The sequence below is a fragment of the Streptomyces sp. NBC_00310 genome, from assembly GCF_036208085.1.
Classification (GTDB): Bacteria; Actinomycetota; Actinomycetes; order Streptomycetales; family Streptomycetaceae; genus Streptomyces.
This window is the reverse complement of record NZ_CP130714.1, coordinates 10,480,939-10,497,014: the sequence shown is the minus strand read 5'-3', so window position 1 is coordinate 10,497,014 and position 16,076 is coordinate 10,480,939. Positions and strand designations below refer to the sequence as shown.

Here is a 16,076-nt window from a genome sequence, read left to right as displayed (position 1 = left end):
CGATGCGAGCCACGTTGCGCTGGGCGCACTCGGACCTGCGGACCCATCGGGGCGAGGCGCTGTTCCTGGTCCTCGCCACGGTCGGCATCGTCACCTCCCTGCTGCTGGCGACGGCGCTCTTCGGGTATGCGACGAACCCCTGGCAACGTGTCTTCACACAGTCCCGGGGCGCACACGTGTGGCTTCACACCGCTCCCTCCGCCGAGACGTCCGGGCTCGCCGGTCTGGGCGGCGTCGAGTCCGTCGCGGGCCCCTACCCCACGGCGTCCACTACGGTCACCTCCCGCGGCGCCCGCGCCTCCGTCGAGCTGCGCGGCACGTCCGAACGGCCCGTGGTCGGCCGCCCGTTGCTCGCCTCCGGCCGCTGGCTGGATCCCGGGAGGCCGGACGGTGTGGTGCTGGAGAGCACTCTCGCCCGGGCACTGCTGGCCGAGCCCGGGGACGTACTCACGCTGCCCGGCGGCACCGGCACGCTGACGGTCCTGGGCGTCGCCGACAGCGCCGAGCCGCGCTACAGCAAGGGGGAGCGACCGGGGCTCGTCTGGGCGCCGCCGTCCGCCCTGCCCCGCACCGGCTCCGACGGCGGCCAGGTGATCGGGCTGCGTCTGACGGACCCCTCGGACACCGACTACACCGTTCAGCGTGCCGTCACCATGCTGGGTGCCGGCGCCGTCAGTGAGGTCTCCGCCTGGCAGCAGGCGCGGGCCGAGGCCGAGGGCGAGGACCGGCTGCTCGGTCTGGTGCTGGGGTTGTTCGGGCTCGGCGCGCTGGTCGCCGCCGGACTCGCCGTGCACGGGGCCATCGGCACCCGCGTGCGAGGCCATCTCCGCGACATCTCGATCCTGAAGGCGATCGGTTTCACACCGGGCCAGGTGGTGCGCGTCTTCCTGGTCCAGCACCTCGCCTACGCGCTGCTGGGCGCCGTGGCCGCGGTGGCGCTCACCCAGGCGCTGGGCCCCCGGATGCCCGGGCGCCTCGGGGACGCGGTCGGCATGTGGCAGGGACTGCCGGGCCACCCGGTGGCTCTCGTGGCGGTGCCGGTGGGCGTGGTGCTGTTCATCGGGGCGACCACAGGACTCGCGGCCTGGCGGGCGGGACGGGTGCCCCCGGTTCCGGTGGCACGGACCGCCGCGCCGGCGGGCGGACGTCTGTCGGGTGTGGCACGCCGGGCTCTCGGCCTGCGGCTGCCGCCCGCGCTGGTCCTCGGCTGGCACAGGGCGTTCACGCGCCGCCCTCGCGCACTGGCCACGATCGCCCGTCTCGCGCTGCCGCTGATGCTGATCGTGGTGGCGATGAGCGCGTGGACGACCATGGACCGCTTCCACAGCCGACCGGAGCGGATGGGCCTCGCGGCAGCGCTCACCGTGCGCGCCGACACCGGTCTCGGCGACCCGGCGACCCGAGCCCTCCTGGCGCGCAGTCCCGAGGTCGCCGCCGCCTATCCGGGCGTCGAGGTGGCGGCCCTGGTGCCGGGCCAGACGGCCACGATCGCGCTGCGCGGTCTCGGCACCGACAAGGACCCGTACCCCTACACGCCGGCCGAGGGCCGTCCCGCCCATGGTCCCGACGAGGCGGTGGCCGGGCAGGGGCTGCTCGACCTGCTGGACGTGGAGGTCGGCGACTGGGTGCGTATGACCGTGGGCGGCCGGCCCCAGATCCTGCACATCGTCGGCCGTAGCATCGAGCCGGAGAACTCCGGCCGCGTCATCTCCACCTCGCTCGACACCCTCCGGGAGAACGACCCCGAACTCCGGCCGACGCTCTACCAGGTCCGGCTGCGTGCCGGCGCGGAGCCGCAGCGGGTCGCCACGGAGCTGACCGCCTCGGCCGGCCGGGGACAGCTGGACGTGCACGTCGTGACGAACCCCGCGGACGGACTGTCGCCGCTGCGCGGTGTCGTCGTCGGCCTGCTCGGCGTCCTCGCGCTCATCGGACTCGTCGAACTGCTGACCGCCATCGGCGGCACCGTCCGCGAGGGCGAGCGGGACCTGCTGGCGCTCAAAGCGATCGGACTGTCACCGCGGCAGATCACCGCGATCACCGTCACGGCCACCGGCTGCACCGCCCTGGCGTCGGTCGTGGTCGCCATGGCGCTGGGCATCCCCCTCGCCCGGTGGCTGATCGACGCCCAGGGCCGGTCGAACGGCATCGGGGCCGGCATCGCCCAGGTCCCCTCCCCCGCCGCTCTGTCCGCGCTGGCCGCAGCGGCGGTACTGGGTGCCCTGGCCCTTGCCGCTCTCCCCGCGGCCCGCGCCTCCCGCCGCCGCCTCGCGGACACGCTGAGCGCGGTGGCGTAGGTCTCCCAGGAGCGGTGTCGGCCCGGCCCGGCCGACATTCCAGGTCTCTCGACAGGATCGTCGAGCCCTTACGCCGAGGCCTCCCACCGTAGGGCCCCGTGGGCGTCAGGCGGGAGGGTGCGCGGGCGGCAGAGTCCGCCCGGAGCATTGACCCTGTGGCATGACCATGCAAACCTGCTGGATGGGAGCGCTCCCATGACCTCGCCTTTGGCGCAGGGGATTCCGTACAGCGGCCGCCCCTGCCCTTCCCCCCACTGGAGGCGCCCGTGCAGTCCCCCACTTCGTGTCGCCGACGCCGTTCCCGCGCGACGACCGTCAGCCTGCTCACCTTGGTCACCTTCGCCGGTGTGCTGACCGGCACCACCGGGGCGGCCGAGCCCGACCGCTCCGCCGAAGCTCGTACCGCCATCACCGCGGACTCCCCCGTCAGAGTCAACCGACTCGGCTACCTGCCGGACGGACCGAAGCGAGCCACGTTCGTCAACTCGGCCTCCCAGCCGCTGTCCTGGCAGTTGCGCAACGCCTCCGGGCAGACCGTGGCGTCCGGTTCCACCACCCCGCGCGGGACGGACGCCGCCTCCGGGGACGCCACTCATCTCGTGGACTTCTCGTCGTACACGGGGACGGGCAGCGGTTACGTCCTCGCGGTGTCCGGACAGAACAGCCCGTCCTTCGACATCCGCGCCGACCTCTACAACACCCTGCGCTCGGACGCGATGGCGTTCTTCTACCACCAGCGCAGCGGAACGCCCATCGAGGCGTCCCTGGTGGGATCGGCCTACGCGCGGCCGGCCGGTCATCTGGGCGTCGCTCCCAACAAGGGCGACACCCGCGTGCCCTGCCAGGCCGGTGTCTGCGACTACACCCTCGACGTCCGGGGCGGCTGGTACGACGCAGGCGACCAGGGCAAGTACGTGGTGAACGGCGGCATCTCCACATGGCTGTTGGTGAACTCGTACGACCGCGCCGCACGTGCCGGCAACGGAGCCGCCCTCGGTGACTCCACTCTGCGCATCCCCGAGCGGGGCAACAACACGCCCGACGTGCTCGACGAGGCGCGCTGGGAGCTGGAGTTCCTGTTGCGGATGCAGGTTCCCGACGGGCGGCCGTACGCCGGAATGGCCTTCCACAAGATCCACGACGCCCAGTGGACCGCGCTGCCCACCCGGCCCGAACAGGACGCGCAGCCCCGCGAACTGCACCGGCCTTCGACGGCCGCCACCCTCAACCTCGCGGCGACCGCGGCGCAGTGCGCCCGCGTGTACGCGCCGTACGACGCGGGGTTCGCGTCACGCTGCCTGACCGCCGCACGCAAGGCGTGGGCCGCCGCCAAGGCGAACCCCGGCGTCATCGCGCCGGATTCGGACGGCACGGGCGGGGGCGCCTACGGGGACGGTCGCGTGAGCGACGAGTTCTACTGGGCTGCTGCCGAGCTCTACGCGGCCACCGGGGAAGGCGCCTTCCGGGACGCTGTCACGTCCTCGTCCTGGCACACGGCCTCCGACGCCTTCACCTCCTTCGGCTTCGGCTGGGCGGATACCGCCGCGCTCGGCCGGCTCACGCTCGCCACGGTGCCAGGCGCTCTGCCCGCCTCGGACGTCACCCGGCTGCGCTCCTCGGTCGTCTCGGCAGCCGACGGCTACCTCGACTCGATGTCGGGCCAGGGCTATCCGGCGCCGATCCCGGTGTCGGCGTACGTCTGGGGCTCCAACAGTCAGGTCACCGACAACGCGCTGGTCATGGCTGTGGCGTACGAACTGACGGGCCAACGGCGTTACCGGGACGGCGCCTTGGAGTCGATGGACTATCTGCTGGGCCGCAACGCGCTCGGCCTGTCCTACGTCACCGGGTACGGCACGCAGTACGCCCGCAACCAGCACCACCGCTTCTGGGCGCGCCAGTACGACGCCTCGCTGCCGAACCCGCCCGCGGGCTCACTGGCCGGCGGTCCCAACAGCGCCCTGCAGGATCCGGTGGCGCAGCAGCGGCTCGGTGGGTGCAAGCCCGCGGCCTGCTACATCGACGACATCGGCTCGTACTCGACCAACGAGGTCGCGATCAACTGGAACGCCCCGCTGGCCTGGCTGGCCGCCTTCGCCGCCGAGCGGCCTCGGACGGCCTGAGCGCGCGCCGGTTCCCGCGCACGCCCGGGGTGCGTCACTTGGTCGCGCCCCGGGCGAAGCCGTTGTAGATGTACCGCTGGAGGAAGAGGAAGACGGCCGGTGTCGGCAGGACGACGAGGACCGCGCCCGCGGAGATGTTCTCCCAGTGCGCGCCGAAGGGTCCCGGGAAGCGGAACAGCGCGGTGGAGATCGTCCCCGGCTCTTCCGACGGCATGTACAGGAAGGGGATGCAGAAGTCGTTGTAGACCGTGATCCCCTTGATGATCACCACGGTGGCGACGGCCGGCTTGAGCAGCGGGAGGATGATCCGCCAGTAGATGGTGAGGGCGTCCGCTCCGCCGAGCCGCGCCGCCTCGTCCCGCGAGACCGGGATGCCCCGCATACCGCCGTCAAGCGGTGCTCGGCGGCGGCCCGTTGCCGCACCGGTTACGAACCGGCGGTCTTCGCGGCCTCGTTCCACCGCTCGCCGAGGTCCGTCAGGTAGTCGTCGAGGTCGCCCTTCTGCGCGCCGCGTGCCATGTCGACGAGCTTCTGCCGGTAGTCGGGTGTGTTGAGGCCGATCTCGGCGGCCTTGTCGATCGCGTTGACCGTGCCCGTCTCGCTCTGCGACACCTCGATGAGCCGCACCCCCGCGTCGGTGTACGGCTTCAGCGTCGCCGGCAGGGCACTGGACTTGAGCGTCGGCACGGAACCCTCGTTCTGCGCGAAGCCGGACTTGTCGGTGAACCAGTCGAGCCAGGCGCGGGCGGCTTCCTTGTGTTCGGAGTGGATGCTCACGGCCTGCACATAGTCGGCCGAGACGACGGAGCAGAACTTCCCGTCGACCTGGGCGGGGAACGGCATGAACCCGATGTCGTCCGGGTTGGTGCCGGCCTTCTCCGCGAGCTTGCCGTGCACGATGTCGTACAGCAGGGTGTCGGCGACGGTCAGGTCGCTCCCCTTGGCCCACGGGTCGGCGGAGACGAGCTTGTTGCTGGCCTGCGGGTCGCAGGAGACCGATCCGAGGATGCCCGTCCAGGGCGAGGTCAGCGGCCAGGCGTCCTTGAAGTTCGTGTAGTAGGGCACCGCGCCCGTCCTGGCCTTGATCGCCTCGAGGTCGTCCAGGAACCGGGCGGGGGTGGTGGGCCAGTCGGTGATACCGGCCTTCTTCCAGACGGCCTTGTTGTAGACGAACCCGTTCGCGTTGCCGACCGTGGCCACGCCGTAGACCTTGCCGCCGACCGCGCTCTTGTCGATGAACCGGTACTTCCCGGCGAGTTGCTTCTCCCCGCCGAGGGAGGCGAAGAACTTGGGGTAGTCGTCCTTGGCTATCGCGTTGGGGATCATCAGGACGTCGCCGTACTGGTCCGTGTTCATACGGATCTTGACTTCGCCCTCGTAGTCGGTGATGGCCTCGAACGTGACCTTCACCTTCGGGTAGACCTTGTTGAACTCCGCCGCGTACGTGTCCATCGTGCCGTTCTGCACCAGGTCGGTCCGGTGTGTGAGGACCTTGATCTCGCCGGAGACCTTCCCCGGATCGGCGGGAGCGTTCGCGGCCTCCCCCGTCGTCGCGGCTCCCCCGCTGCACCCCGCGACGGCCAGCATCGCGGCGGTGATCAGCACGCCGGAAAGCGACTTCTTCCCCATGTGCCCAACTCCCTTCAGGGTTACGGCTCCGGACTGCGAGTGGGAACGACGGCACTATGGCAGCCACAGTTAAACCGGTATAGCTATCGATCTCCCCGCGATATAGAATCGTTACCTGCACCGTAATTCTCCCGGATCAATACCGCAGATATACAGGCATCTTGCGGGGATCAAACCTCTCCATGTGGAACTAAACCGGTTCATGGACAGCGAGCAAAGCGACCCGTTATCTTGTGCTCGGCCGATCACCGCCAGGCCCGAGTCGCTTCGATGGGAGCCGCGCATGAAGGACGTCACCCCCCTCTCCGAGGGCTGGAACCTGCTCCACGACGGGTCGCCGCTGCCCGCCCAGGTACCGGGATGCGTCCACACGGACCTGCTCGACGCCGGGCTGATCCCCGACCCGTTCATCGGGATGAACGAGCACGAAGTGGCATGGGCGGGCCGACGTGACTGGACCTACACCCGGCCACTGGACCTGCCGCCCTCCGCTCACGAGCGCACCGACCTCGTCTTCGAGGGGCTGGACACGGCGGCCGAGATCGCTGTGGGCGGCGATCTCCTCGGCCGCACCCGCAACATGCACCGCTCCTACCGCTTCGACGTCACCGGACGGAGCGGTGAACTGAGTGTGCGGTTCACATCGGCCTACACCGAGGCCGAGGCTGTCAAAGAGCTCGTCGGTGAGCGGCCCAACGTCTACCCCGAGCCGTCCCAGTACATCCGCAAGATGGCCTCCAGCTTCGGCTGGGACTGGGGGCCCACCGTGGTGACCGCCGGCATCTGGAAGCCGGTCCGGCTGGAAACCTGGTCGACCGCCCGCATCGACCGGGTCCGGCCCGTGGTGACGGTCGCGGACGGGGCGGGCCGCGTGGAGCTGCGCGTCGAGGTGGAGCGCACCGAGTCCGGCAGGTCCCGCGCTCTGACGGCCCACGCCACGGTGGCCGGGGCCGAGGCGACCGCCGTCGTGGAAGGTGACCGGGCCACCCTGGTCCTGGAGGTCCCCGACCCAGCGCTCTGGTGGCCGCGCGGCTACGGCGAACAACCGCTGTATGACGTCGAGTTGACGCTGCTGGGTGCCGACGCCGCGGATTCCGGGGCGCTGCCGCTCGACACCTGGCACCGTCGGATCGGCTTCCGTACCGTCCGCCTGGACCGGTCGGAGGACGAGCACGGCACCGGCTTCACCTTCGTCGTCAACGGCGTACGGGTCTTCGCCCGGGGCGTCAACTGGATCCCCGACGACGTGCTGCCTTCCCGCATCACCTCCGACCGCTACCGTCGTCGCCTCGAACAGGCCGCGGCGGCCAACGTCGACCTCGTGCGTGTCTGGGGCGGCGGTCTCTACGAGAGCGAGGCCTTCTACGACGCCTGCGACGAGCTGGGGCTGATGGTCTGGCAGGACTTCCTGTTCGCCTGCTCGGCCTACCCGGAGGAGCCGCCGCTGCGCGGCGAGGTGGAGGCGGAGGCCCGCGAGAACGTCGTACGCCTGATGCCGCACCCCTCGCTGGTGCTGTGGAACGGCAACAACGAGAACCTGTGGGGCTTCCGGGACTGGGGCTGGGAGTCCGAACTCGCCGGTGCCACCTGGGGAGAGGGCTACTACCTCGGCGTACTCCCCCGGATCGTCGCCGAACTCGACCCCACCCGGCCGTACACCGCGGGCAGCCCCTGGTCCGGTTCCTGGGAGCACCACCCCAACGACCCGGCGCACGGCACCCACCACTCCTGGGAGGTGTGGAACCGCCTCGACCACGGCGAGTACCGGGCGAGCGTCCCGCGCTTCGTCGCGGAGTTCGGCTGGCAGGCGCCCCCGGCCATCTCGACGCTGCGCCGCGCGCTTCCCGGGGAGGACCTGGCACCCGGCTCCCCCGGCATGCTCCACCACCAGAAGGCCGAGGACGGCAACGGCAAGCTGAACCGGGGCGTCGCTCGCCACTTCGCGCTGCCCGACGGCGACTTCGACCGCTGGCACTACCTGACCCAGGTGGTCCAGGCGCGCGCCGTCGCCGCCGGCATCGAGCACTGGCGGTCGCACTGGCCGGTGTGCGCGGGCACGATCGTCTGGCAGCTCAACGACTGCTGGCCGGTCAGCTCGTGGGCGGCGATCGACGGGGACGAGCGGCTCAAGCCGCTCTACCACGAGCTGCGCCGCGTGTACGCCGACCGCCTGGTGACCGTACAGCCGGAGGGCGACGGCCTGGCCGTGGCCCTGGCCAACCAGTCCGCGGACGCCTGGGACACCGAGGTGCTCCTGCGGCGCCTGACCACCGACGGCACGACCCTGGCGCGGACGCGGCTCACCGCACGTGCCGGGGCTCGGAGCGTGACCCGGCTCGCCGTGCCGGACGACCTGCTGCCCACGCCCCACTCCCCCAAGGAGTATCTGGTCGCCGAGGCGGACGGCCTGCGCTCCTTCCACTTCGCCGCCCGGGACCGGGACACCGACTACCCCACGCCGCGCTTCGAGGTGGAGGTGCGGCCGGTCACCGGCGGCGGGGATAGGGTCGATGTCGTGGTGACAGCACACACTTTGGTACGGGACCTGCTGCTTCAGGCCGACAGGCTCGGTCCGGACGCCTCGGCGGACCGCGGTCTGGTGACACTCCTCCCCGGCGAGCAGGCCCGGATCACGGTCAGCGGCGTGTCCGGCCTGTCGGCGGACCGGGTACGAGAAGCGATCTTCTGCGTGGAGGGGTCGTGAGCGCCCCACCGGCCAGGGTCACCATCAAGGACGTCGCCGCCCGTGCGGGTGTGTCCAAGGGTGCCGTCTCCCTCGCCTTCAACCAGAAGCCCGGTCTCTCCGAGGCGACGCGCGAGCGCATCTTCGCCGCCGCACGCGAGCTGGGCTGGGAACCGAACCTGTCCGCGCGCAGCCTGTCGAACCAGCGGGTGGACGCCGTGGGCCTCGCGATCTGCCGCCCCGCCCGCCTGCTCGGGCTCGAACCGTTCTACATGGAGTTCATCTCCGGCATCGAGAGTGTGCTCACCGAGCACTCCTGCTCGCTGCTGCTGCGCCTGGTCCGTGACCTCGACGAGGAGGTCGCGCTGCAGGAGAGGTGGTGGCGCGGACGGCAGGTCGCCGGGTCCATCCTCGTGGACTTCCACGAGGGCGACCCGCGCGTCCCGGCCCTCAAGGACCTCGGTCTGCCCGCCGTCGCCGTAGGACATCCGTCCCTCACCGAGGATCTGGTCTCGGTCTGGACCGACGACGCCACCGCCGTCGCCCAGGCCGTCCGCTACCTCGCCGCGCTCGGCCACCACCGGATCGCCCGCGTCGGCGGACCGCGCACGCTCGGCCACAGCGGCATCCGTGCCACAGCGTTCGAGTCCACCGTCGCCGAACTCGGCCTGGAGGAGGGTCAGCAGGTCGCGACCGGTTTCGCGGGTGAGGAGGGTGCCCGCGCCACCCGCGCCCTGCTGTTGTCCGCGCGGCGCCCGACGGCGATCGTCTACGACAACGACATCATGGCCGTGGCGGGCGCGGCGGTCGCCGCCGAGATGGGCTTGTCGGTACCGCAGGACCTGTCGCTCCTCGCCTGGGACGACTCCCAGCTGTGCCGGCTCACCCACCCCACCCTGTCGGCCATGAGCCACGACGTCCACGGCTTCGGCGCCGAGGTCGCCCGCACACTCTTCGCCGTGATCGCCGGGGAGGACGTGGTGTCCCACCAGGTGCCGACACCGGCCCTGACCCCGCGGGGGTCCACGGCGCCCCCGCCTGCCTGACGGAGCCGCGTCGGGGGCGAAGCCGGAACACACGCCTCGGCCGCGAACCGCGTAGGGTGCCGAGCCGATCGAGGGACAGGGACGGAGCCCGCGCCCATCGCCCGCGCCAAGAAGGGCGGACACCTGCGCGACGACTTCGCCTCAGGTACGCGCACGGCGCAACCTGGGTGCACGAGGCGTGTTTGGGCGCCACGCGAAAGGCTACTTGGCGTAGTGACACCGAGGTCAGACCTGTCAGGGAGTGATGAACGGTGGCACGAGAACAGAAGGCCAAGGCGAAGAAGGAAGCGGTCAAGGGCAAGGCCAAGGAGGCGGCGGGCCGCGCCCTGGGCAACGAGAAGATGGAGGCCGAAGGCCGCGGCGGCCAGGCGAAGGGTGACGCACGCCAGGCGAAGGAGAAGACGAAGGACGTCTTCCGGCACTGACGAACGCCGAACCTTGGACGGACCCCCGCCGAGAGGCTGGGGTCCGTCGGCTGTTCCCGGCCGTACGTCCGTACGTCCGCTGTGCCGCGGGCGTCAGCGCCGCCCACGCCAGCGGCCAAGATCGGGCCCCGCCAGGTCGAAGGGCGGCAGCAGCCGGTAGCCGCGCAGCTGCCACTCGCCCTTGTGCGGGCCGTCGCCGGAGTCAGTGCTCGCTGCCCGCTGGCTGTCGGCGCCGTGGGCGCAGCCCGGGAGCGCACCGGGCAGCCGGTGCCGCCCTGCAGGCGTGGCCCGCTTGACCAGCAGCGCCGTCACCTGCAAAGTCGGGATGCGGCACCGCGGCACCACCGCCTCACTCTGCCGACCGGTCCGCCCATCCACGAGTGGCAGACGGCCCTGACACCCAGGAGCGGCTGATCCCATGGTCCTCAACCTGGTTGTGATCGGTACGGCCATCACCCTGGGGCCGTTGCACAACAGCGCCTTCATCCTGCTGCTCTCCTCGCGGCGCGGCGTTCGCCAGGGCCTGGCGTTCCTGTTGTCCTGGCTGGCCAACCTGATGGTGGTGATCGCCTGTGTGGTGCTGCTGACCGGCGGTCAGCCCCCGGCACGTCACAGCGTGCCCTCGACTGCCGTGATCGCTGCGAAACTCGCCATCGGCCTGGCACTGGTGCTGTACGGCGCACACCGATACCGCCGACCGCCCCGCCCACACGCCCCGCCACGCTGGACCGCCCGGATCGACAACGCCTCCCCGGTCACGGCAGCCGGCCTGGCATGGCTGCTCCAGCCCTGGGCACTGGTCGGCGCCGGCGCCGCGACCGCCGTCGACGCGGACCTCTCCACCCCCGCCAGCTGGGTGGCACTGACCGGCTACTGTCTACTGGCCACACTCAGCCTCGTCGTCATGGAGATGTACGTGGTCTGGGCGCCCGCGGTCGCGAAGGCCCGGTTGAACTCCCTGCGGAACTGGCTCGCGCAGCAGCAGGAACAGCTGATCGTCACGCTCGCCCTGCTCCTCGGCCTGTGGCTGACGGCGCGGAGCATCGCCGAGCTGGTCGCCTGAGACGCACGGCCCTGGTATTCGCCCCCCGACAAGGGTGAGTTCTCCACTCGACGAGGGTGCGCACCGGCCGCACCCGAACCCCTGTCAGCCGACGGCATCGAGCTGGGCCTCCAGGGCAGTGACCTGCCCGGCCGCCTCCGTGCTTGGAGCTTCGGTCGGGACGATGCGGCAGACGACGGGCCCGGCCACAGACGACGGGCCCGGCCAGTTGCGTCCATGGAGATGATGACCGCCGTCACCGCGACATACAGCCACTGCCCGCCGTCGCACACGGGTACCGGCACACGAAGAGCCCCGAGTCCTCAACCGCACTCGCGCACACCGCCGTACTTGCGCACACTGCGTAACAAGGCACCGCCGGATCACGTGCCCCCCACATTGACACGGACCGTCGCCGGACATTGACTGTCGGCACGGCGTGGGACCATTGCACTCCGGACAACACGGCGGATCACTCCATTCCCGCCTCGCCCAGCCCCCACGGGAACCCGCGTACCCGACACAGGCGAGGCCGGCCACCGCTGTTGCACGGACGAGCAGGAACAGGGCACGGACACTGGAGGGGAGGACTACCGAAGACCTCGACCGGGCCACCCGCAACAGGCGACCGCGGTGCCGGGACAGGATCGGCCAGGGCTCCGAAAGCCTGAAACAGGCCGTCGAGAAGACCAAGGACGCCTTCGGGCGGGACGGAAGCGGCACCCGATGATGTACGACCAGACTCGCGCCCAGCAGCCTGCGGACCAGACAACGGGCTCCGGCAGACGCCGTACCCCGGGCCCGGAGCCGCTGCTCCCGTCGGCCGAGCGGGACAAGATCCTCTTGCGCCTCCGGCAGGCCCTCAACACCTTCGCCGACACTCCGCGCGAGGCGCTGGAAGAGGCCGAGAGCGCCTACGACGCGGCCACCGCCCAGCTCGTGAGCGCCCTCGCAGAACAGCGGCGTGTCCTGCGCGCCGGGTGGCAGGACCGGGACCCCGAGACGCAGTCCGACGAACTCCGGCAGGCGCTGAGGCAGTACCGGGAGATCACCCAACGGCTGCTCCACCTCTAGGCCGCCGCACGCGGGCCCACGGCGCTGCGGGGCGCCGGGTCGTGCGGACCGTACCGAGGGCATTTCCCACACCGGCTTCCACGCCGGGGCGTTCTCGGCGAGAGATCCGTCCCGGGGCCGCCGCTGAGGCGGTCCCGGGACGGTCCGGTCCGCACGGGCGGGACCTTGGCCCCTCGCCCGGGATCCGCTGAGCGAACTGCCGTTACTGACCGACGTGTTGACCCCGTGGTGGGCCATCACCTGCATCGCCGTCAACCCGATGCAACGGCCGGTCGCCCCCGCAAGATCCCTGCGGACGGCCGGCTCGTCAAAGTCGGTCCGGCACAGCCGGAGCGCGCATCGCCGTCGTTGTCACCCGCCTTGTCCCCTCCACGGCGACCGCCGATGGCCCGGAGCACAGCGGGCCCGCTCGCTCGGCCGGTGATACTCGGGGGAGGGCGCCTGCCGGGCCCGTTCACTGATGTGCACGGTGTGGCGGTGCGGCGGTGCGCGCCGTGGCCCACGTCCCGCCCTACCGACCGGGAAGCAGGACCGTATGAAGCCCCGACCGCGTTTCGCCTTGGGTGCGACCACTCCTGGGGGTGCGGTGCACCCGGTCGCAGCAGTGACTGTGCGAGGGCCGGTCCGTTGAGTGGACCGGGAAGCGGAAGCCATCATGGGGCCGACCGGGGGCAGCCGGATGCTGGTGCCACCGCGGGCCCCGGGGACGGCTGCTCCCGGGGCCCGCGGTGGTTCACCCGACGAGAGAAGTGCAGGCCTCGGGAGTGTGGGGGTAGGCGGCCTGACGGTGCTGGAAGGAGAGGATCTTCGGGTTCTGGACGACGCCGTCGCGGATCTCGATGGCCTTCCGGACCGTGGGGTCGGCGTCCCATGCCGTGGGACCGCTCATGACCTTGCGCAGGTAGGGAAGGAGCGCCTCGCTGATCTCCCAGGTAGCGGAGTTCCACAGGTGGGACGGGCTGTGATCCACCGCGTAGTAGTGGCACCCCGGCCCCACCGTGGGCATGGGCTCGCCGAAGGTGGTCGGACGGGCCCATGCGAAGCCCATGCCCTCGTCGCAGGCGACGTCGACGAAGAAGGTGCCCGGCCGGAACAGGGCGAGTTCCTCGTCGGTGACGAACATGAGCGGCGCGTCGGTGTCCTGGAGGACGCAGTTGACGATGACGTCGAACCCGGCCAGGTACTCCGCCAGCGGCATGGAACCGGCCGCAGTGACGGCCCGCAAGCGCGACGGATCGTCCTCCTGCTCCTCGAAGTGGGCCATCACGACCGAGGGCATCGGCGAGGCCACCGCCGCGGCGGCGCGCTGGGTGAGCACCGTGACGTCCGTGACCCCCATGGCGCCCAGGCCGGTGACCGCTCCGCGCGCCGTGGCGCCGAAGCTGATGACCACCGCGCGCAGGCGGCGGCCGTAGTGGCCGGTCAGCCCGCCGAGCTGGAGGGCGTGCAGCACCGAGCAGTAGCCGGCGAGCTCGTTGTTCTTGTGGAACACATGGACGCTGAAGGCGCCCGTGGAGGTCCAGTGGTTCATGGCCTCCCAGGCGATCAGAGTCAGCCGTCGGTCGATGCCGATCTGGGTCATCTTCTCGTCCTGCACACAGTGCGGCCAGCCCCACAGGACCTGGCCCTCGCGCAGCTCGGCGACGTCGTCGTGCATCGGTTTGGGCAGCAGCGCGATGTCGCACTCGGCGATGAGCCGCTCGCGGGAGCGCAGGCCGGCCACGAGTGGTCGCAGCGCGTCGTCGGCGATGCCGAAGCGTTCGCCGTAGCCCTGTTCGAGGAAGATCCGCTCGCGTACGTCCGGGGCGATCCGGTCGAGGTGGCGGGGGTGCAACGGGAGGCGGAACTCGTTCTCCTTGCGGGAGGAGGCGAGTACTCCGAGGCTCATCAGGCTCATGTGGGGCGGCTCATTTCCGACCGGACGCGATGCGCTCCGGGATTGCCGTTCCCCGAGGGCGACGCCGAAACGGATGACGGCGTGCGAGGTGCGCTCGGTACCGCCACAGTACTCCCGTCCCCGAGCCCCAGGGCGTCGCGGCGGTGGGGCGGGGCGCGGAGTGATGCCGCGGGTCCTTTCGGCTCCAGGGCTGCAGCCCCCGGCCGGTTCGCTCCCTGGCGGACACCGCGGGCAACCGGCGACAAGGTCAGGGCAAGGTACTGGGGGCGTTACTGACGGGCACGGTCCCAGTGCCGGTCCCGGTTCCGGTCCCGTGCCCGGTCAGGCGCGGTGCGGGGGTCGGCGCCGCGTAGGCGAGGTGCACGAGTCTGGACTGTTCCTGACGCATGTGCATGAGCGATTCGAGGATGTACCCCACGAGCAGGACGAGCGCCGCGATCGTCATGATCGCCGCTGCGAGGATCGCCGTGGGGATCCGCGGCACGGTGCCCGTGCGGATGAAGTCGGCGATGACCGGTGCGCCGAGGATGACCGACACGAGGGCGAGCAGACCCGCGACGACCGTGTGGACGAGCGAGGGCCGCTCGCGCCGGGCGAGGTCGAGGATGACCCGCAGGATGCGCCAGCCGTCCCGGCAGGTGCGTAGTTTGCTCTCGCTCCCCGCGGGCCTGACCCGGTAGTCCACCACCACCTCCGCCGTCGGCAGCCGCAGGTGGAGTGCGTGGATGGTCATCTCGGTCTCGGTCTCGAACTCGCGGGCCAGCGCGGGGAAGGATTTGACGAAGCGTCGCGAGAAGACCCGGTAGCCACTCAGCATGTCGGTCACGTCGTTGCCGAACAGGGACCGCACCGCACCCGTGAGCAACTTGTTGCCGACGGCGTGCCCGGCCCGGTACGCGGCACTGACCGTCTCTCGGCGGGCGCCGACCACCTGGTCGTACGGCCCCTCGAAGAGCAGGTCCACCATGTCCCGGGCACGGGACACGTCGTAGGTGTCGTCACCGTCGATGATGAGCAGGGCGTCGGCATCGACATCGGCGAAGGCCCGCCGGATGACATTGCCCTTTCCCTTCCGCGGCTCTTCCCGGACGATCGCACCCGCCTCGCGGGCGACCTCCACCGTGCGGTCCGTCGAGGCGTTGTCGTACACGTAGATGTCGGCCTCGGGGAGCGCCGCCCTCAGGTCGCGCACCACCTTGCCGACAGCCGCCTCCTCGTTGTGACACGGCACGACACACGCGATCGTCGGTTTCACGGCCACTCCTTACCCGAACCGGACCCGAACCGGCGCCGAAATGACGAGCCGAATCACGAGAGGAAACACTGCGAGACAGGCGCGTCCGGATGGTGCGGACGCGCCGTGTCGATACTCTCGCCGGGTGCCGGTCCTCGCATCTGTGATGCTGCGTATGCGTGACGCCGTCAGGGGCGTCTGGGGTGAGGCCGCCAAGTTCGGGGCTGTCGGGGCGCTGGCCTTCATCGTGGACAACGGCGGTTACAACCTGCTGGTCTTCGGTCTCCCCGGCGGTGCGGAGGGTGGGGTGATGCGGGCCGCCCCGGTCCAGGCGTCCGTCATCGCGACGGGCGGTGCGACGCTGCTGAGCTGGGTGGGCAACCGCTACTGGACCTACCGCCGACAGCATCGCGAGAAGGTGGCTCAGGAGCTGGCCCTGTTCCTGTTCGCGAACATCCTCGGTGTCGCCATCACAGCGGGCACGGTCTTTGCCTCACGCCAGCTGCTCGGGCTGGAATCCGTGCTCAGCGACAATGCCGCCCGCGTCTTCGGCTGGGTCCTCGCCACCCTGTTCCGCTTCTTCGCCTATCGGCGCTACGTCTTCGTCGCGCCCTGATCCGTGCGGT

The 16,076-nt window shown here is 70.9% G+C and carries 12 protein-coding genes and 1 pseudogene; 8 read left to right on the top strand and 5 right to left on the bottom strand.

What is annotated here, in order from left to right; genetic code table 11:
* Positions 1–2: 2 nt before the first annotated feature.
* Together OG202_RS45680 and OG202_RS45675 are read left to right on the top strand one after the other, a co-directional pair.
* Positions 3–2,297, top strand: coding sequence for an ABC transporter permease (locus OG202_RS45680; protein WP_327726255.1), 2,295 nt, complete (start codon positions 3–5; stop codon positions 2,295–2,297).
* A 329-nt stretch (positions 2,298–2,626) separates the two neighbouring features.
* A complete protein-coding gene (locus OG202_RS45675) occupies positions 2,627–4,420 on the top strand; it encodes a glycoside hydrolase family 9 protein (RefSeq protein WP_327726256.1) in 1,794 nt (597 codons plus the stop codon).
* Between the two features lie 34 nt (positions 4,421–4,454).
* Here the strand turns inward: OG202_RS45675 and OG202_RS45670 are convergent.
* Positions 4,455–4,802, bottom strand: a pseudogene (locus tag OG202_RS45670) (ABC transporter permease subunit); the annotation flags it as partial.
* Positions 4,803–4,846: 44 nt separating this feature from the next.
* Complete coding sequence (locus OG202_RS45665) at positions 4,847–6,049, bottom strand: ABC transporter substrate-binding protein (protein WP_328224628.1); 1,203 nt, start codon at positions 6,047–6,049, stop codon at positions 4,847–4,849.
* 283 nt (positions 6,050–6,332) lie between these two features.
* Between OG202_RS45665 and OG202_RS45660 the strand changes: the two genes are divergently transcribed.
* The 3 genes from OG202_RS45660 (at position 6,333) to OG202_RS45650 (ending at position 10,203) form a co-directional block, all read left to right on the top strand.
* Complete coding sequence (locus OG202_RS45660; RefSeq protein WP_328224627.1) at positions 6,333–8,753, top strand: glycoside hydrolase family 2 protein; 2,421 nt, start codon at positions 6,333–6,335, stop codon at positions 8,751–8,753.
* Positions 8,750–9,778, top strand: coding sequence for a LacI family DNA-binding transcriptional regulator (locus OG202_RS45655; protein WP_328224626.1), 1,029 nt, complete (start codon positions 8,750–8,752; stop codon positions 9,776–9,778). Before OG202_RS45660 ends, OG202_RS45655 begins: the two co-directional genes overlap by 4 nt.
* Positions 9,779–10,029: 251 nt before the next feature.
* Positions 10,030–10,203: a CsbD family protein gene (locus OG202_RS45650; RefSeq protein ID WP_326573626.1), complete on the top strand. Its 174-nt coding sequence runs from the start codon at positions 10,030–10,032 to the stop codon at positions 10,201–10,203.
* A gap of 93 nt (positions 10,204–10,296) precedes the next feature.
* Here the strand turns inward: OG202_RS45650 and OG202_RS45645 are convergent, their stop codons facing one another.
* Positions 10,297–10,515 (bottom strand): hypothetical protein, encoded by a 219-nt coding sequence (locus OG202_RS45645; protein WP_326573627.1) that lies wholly within the window; start codon positions 10,513–10,515, stop codon positions 10,297–10,299.
* 106 nt (positions 10,516–10,621) lie between these two features.
* Here OG202_RS45645 and OG202_RS45640 point away from each other — a divergent pair, with 106 nt between their 5' ends.
* Positions 10,622–11,266: a GAP family protein gene (locus OG202_RS45640; RefSeq protein ID WP_327726261.1), complete on the top strand. Its 645-nt coding sequence runs from the start codon at positions 10,622–10,624 to the stop codon at positions 11,264–11,266.
* A 705-nt stretch (positions 11,267–11,971) separates the two neighbouring features.
* Positions 11,972–12,319, top strand: coding sequence for a hypothetical protein (locus OG202_RS45635; protein WP_326573630.1), 348 nt, complete (start codon positions 11,972–11,974; stop codon positions 12,317–12,319).
* Between the two features lie 733 nt (positions 12,320–13,052).
* Here the strand turns inward: OG202_RS45635 and OG202_RS45630 are convergent.
* Together OG202_RS45630 and OG202_RS45625 are read right to left on the bottom strand one after the other, a co-directional pair.
* Complete coding sequence (locus OG202_RS45630; protein ID WP_327726262.1) at positions 13,053–14,216, bottom strand: N(5)-(carboxyethyl)ornithine synthase; 1,164 nt, start codon at positions 14,214–14,216, stop codon at positions 13,053–13,055.
* Between the two features lie 247 nt (positions 14,217–14,463).
* Positions 14,464–15,477 (bottom strand): glycosyltransferase family 2 protein, encoded by a 1,014-nt coding sequence (locus OG202_RS45625; protein ID WP_326573632.1) that lies wholly within the window; start codon positions 15,475–15,477, stop codon positions 14,464–14,466.
* Positions 15,478–15,625: 148 nt separating this feature from the next.
* On the opposite strand from OG202_RS45625, the gene OG202_RS45620 reads away from it, so the two are divergent.
* Complete coding sequence (locus OG202_RS45620) at positions 15,626–16,066, top strand: GtrA family protein (RefSeq protein WP_327726263.1); 441 nt, start codon at positions 15,626–15,628, stop codon at positions 16,064–16,066.
* Positions 16,067–16,076: the final 10 nt, after the last annotated feature.

Excerpts from the sequence above, each read along its gene's own strand:
- OG202_RS45680 (WP_327726255.1), top strand. The coding sequence starts at position 3 with ATGCGAGCCACGTTGCGCTGGGCGCACTCGGACCTGCGGACCCATCGG.
- OG202_RS45665 (WP_328224628.1), bottom strand. The coding sequence starts at position 6,049 with ATGGGGAAGAAGTCGCTTTCCGGCGTGCTGATCACCGCCGCGATGCTG.
- OG202_RS45660 (WP_328224627.1), top strand. The coding sequence starts at position 6,333 with ATGAAGGACGTCACCCCCCTCTCCGAGGGCTGGAACCTGCTCCACGAC.
- OG202_RS45640 (WP_327726261.1), top strand. The coding sequence starts at position 10,622 with ATGGTCCTCAACCTGGTTGTGATCGGTACGGCCATCACCCTGGGGCCG.
- OG202_RS45635 (WP_326573630.1), top strand. The coding sequence starts at position 11,972 with ATGATGTACGACCAGACTCGCGCCCAGCAGCCTGCGGACCAGACAACG.
- OG202_RS45630 (WP_327726262.1), bottom strand. The coding sequence starts at position 14,216 with ATGAGCCTGATGAGCCTCGGAGTACTCGCCTCCTCCCGCAAGGAGAAC.
- OG202_RS45620 (WP_327726263.1), top strand. The coding sequence starts at position 15,626 with ATGCGTGACGCCGTCAGGGGCGTCTGGGGTGAGGCCGCCAAGTTCGGG.